This window comes from Vibrio sp. V42_P2S4T144 (assembly GCF_009904715.1).
Taxonomy (GTDB): domain Bacteria; phylum Pseudomonadota; class Gammaproteobacteria; order Enterobacterales; family Vibrionaceae; genus Vibrio; species Vibrio alginolyticus.
The window spans coordinates 1-3,128 of record NZ_WXWS01000366.1 but is presented as its reverse complement, the minus strand read 5'-3'; the positions used below and the strand labels follow the sequence as shown (position 1 = coordinate 3,128).

Genomic DNA, 3,128 nt, shown 5'->3' with positions numbered 1-3,128 from the left:
AAATTAAAGATTAGGCATCTGGATAACCTTGAGGGTTAGTAGACTGCCAGCGCCATGTATCGCCAGTCATTTCTTCTAGAGTGCGAGTTGCTTTCCAACCTAACTCATTCATCGCTTTTGATGGATCCGCCCAACACTCTGCAATATCACCTGGACGACGCTCAACAAGTTGGTATGGGACATCTTTACCACTTGCGGCTTCAAATGCTTTCACCATGTCCAGTACACTGTAGCCGTTACCAGTACCGAGGTTATAGATATGAAGGCCAGCTTTGCTACCTACTTTTTCTAATGCAGCAACGTGACCATCAGATAAGTCCATTACATGAATATAATCACGTACGCCTGTGCCATCTTTGGTCGGATAATCACTACCAAACACAGAAAGGAACTCTCTGCGCCCTACCGCAACTTGAGAAACAAACGGCATTAAGTTGTTTGGAATACCTTGAGGATCTTCACCTAGCTCGCCTGTTGGATGTGAACCTACCGGGTTAAAGTAACGAAGAAGTGTAATGCTCCAGTCAGGGTTCGCATTTTGGAAGTCGGTTAAACACTCTTCTACCATTAATTTGCTGCGCCCATATGGGTTAGTTGCGCTAGTTGGAAAGTCCTCTGTAATGGGTACAGATGCAGGATCACCATATACAGTCGCTGATGAACTAAATACCAACGATTTAACTCCGGCTTCACGCATTGCATCAACCAATACTAAAGTGCCATTAACGTTGTTGTCGTAATACTCTAAAGGTTTTGCTACAGACTCACCGACGGCCTTTAAACCTGCAAAATGGATAACAGCTTCAATATTGTGCGACTTTAGTGCTTCTACCATCGCCAATTTATCTCTGATATCGGCTTTAATGAAGGTTGGCTTTACACCACATACCTTTTCAATTCGATCTAATACCGTAGATTTACTGTTGTACAGGTTGTCTAGAATCACTGGCGTCATGCCAGCTTCGATCATTTGAATACACGTATGACTACCGATATAGCCCATACCACCCGTAACGAGTACTTTCATTTTATTATTCCTTCTGACGCGAATTGAGTTAGTTTAAAGCTTTGACGTTACGATTTAAACTGTCTCTTGTAATTCGCATCCCATTAATATTGCTTGGCCTTTTCCGGCTTTCTTTGCTTGATACATTGCCGTATCCGCACTTTTTAAAACTCGAGTAGCATCGCGCTCATTTACGCCGACTAATTTTACGCCGATACTAACGCCAACTTTGAGTAAGTGACCTTTGTACTCAATTGGAGCACATATGCTCTCGAGCAACTGTTCTGCTATTCGGGTGACCACTTTTTGATTGGCGGGATTTACCAACATGACAAATTCATCACCAGAAAGTCTTGCGATTAAATCACTATGTCTCGTCGCAGATGTTAGACGCTCGGAAACTTTTTTCAAAACTTCATCACCTGCATCATGACCGTAGGTATCGTTAACTTCTTTAAATCCATCCAGATCGAGGTACAAAACTGCAAATTCGTCACGCAAGTATCCAGAGCGTTGTACTAGTTGTTCCAACTCTAAATGGAACTTAGATCGATTGGCTAACCCCGTTAAAGCATCGTGATGAGCTAAATGCTCCAATCGTTCCATCTCTTTTGCGCCGGAAAGGTCGGTAAGAACAATAACCAGATCATAGAAACCATAGTCTTCACACTTAACGATACGATTGACTCGAGCAAACATCGGTACAAACTGACCAATATGGTTCTTCTCGATAACTTCACCTTGCCAAACGCCATAATTTTCTATCGACTCGATGATACTAGGCATCATTTCCTGTAACTTGCGCCACTTTAGCGTTTGGATGAATGACTTCCCAATAAGTTGATCCACCTCTAAGCCGACTAATTTAGTGACGGCAGGGTTTGCCATCGTAATGACACCGCGATGATTAAGAACAATGAGACCATCTTGGCTGCTTTCAAAAACGCGTCCCGCAACACGTTGCCGGTTTATGGCTTCTTCAATTTCGGTGATATCTTGAATCGAAAACAGTAAGTATTCATGTGTCGAGAGGCGACGACTGGTTAGGCTCAACTGCTGTTCGTTATCTGCATTTTTGAGGTGAATATCATCGCACTCTAGGCCTCGACTCAGGATCTGACTCAGCTCATTCGGTGTTTTGGTTTTAATTAGATCACGAATATTGGCATATTTAAGTTCATCTAATTTTTTTTGAAATATTTGCTGGGTCGCCGTATTACAATGAATAACACGTCCGGAATTGTCTGTAATAACTAATGCATGCTGAACAGATTCGATAACCTCTTCTGAAAATGCGCGCTTTTGTTCTAGTGTGTCTAGCGAATGTTGCCGCTGCTTCTCACGTACTGTTAACCTATTCATCATTTGATTGAAAGAGCTCGCGAGGTCTCCAATTTCATCCTTGGCGTAATAGCGAGCTTGATGTTCCGTGTTTCGTCCGTGTGTCACATTCTCTATTACGCGGTTGAGTTCCATCACGGGCTTGAGAACAAGCCTCTCGATACTTATGTAAAAAACAGTGCCACCAGCGATCAGAAACAGAAGAAGTAAAGCGCCATCTTGAAGTATAGATTGTATGGCTTCTACAATTGGGCGATGAGAAAGCGTAACTCTCATGCTACCAATGACATAGCCATCATGGATAATCGGCTCTAGAACATAAAGAAATTTGGTTGATAAGGCATAGCCTAGAGCGTGCAACCTACTTCTTTCGGTTTGACTTGGAACGGGTGCTAGTGCCCCACTTATCTCCATAACAGCGAATGGTTGGTCATCTTGGTCGTAAAGTTTGACCCGCGTTACATTTGGCTGGTTTAAAAAGTTGGCGAGAATAGTTTGAGCTTTTTGCTTGTCCTTTGTTGTCAGCGCATCTTTAATTGAGAAAGAAACATTGTTAATCAGCTTTCTTGTCTGCTCGACCAGTTCATGCTTAGACGATTGGTATACAGTATACGAGGTGTAACCTTTTGAGATAACAAAGATAGCCGTTAAAAAGACCAGAAGAGGCCAAATAAGCTTCGCTCGTAATGACATATATATTCCTGTCGCAGACAACCACAAAAATGACAGAAGAACCATTATGCAATCTATCACCCATGAAGGGCGACAAGATTAACACGAT

The 3,128-nt window shown here is 42.5% G+C and carries 2 protein-coding genes; both read right to left on the bottom strand.

Translation table 11 applies throughout. The features are described from left to right. Positions 1–10 precede the first annotated feature (10 nt). Entirely contained in the window at positions 11–1,027 is a 1,017-nt protein-coding gene (gene galE / locus CAG68_RS12530; RefSeq protein WP_005376309.1) for a UDP-glucose 4-epimerase GalE, read from the bottom strand. 54 nt (positions 1,028–1,081) lie between these two features. Then, positions 1,082–3,040, bottom strand: coding sequence for a diguanylate cyclase domain-containing protein (locus tag CAG68_RS12525; protein WP_086047409.1), 1,959 nt, complete (start codon positions 3,038–3,040; stop codon positions 1,082–1,084). Between the last annotated feature and the right edge of the window lie 88 nt (positions 3,041–3,128).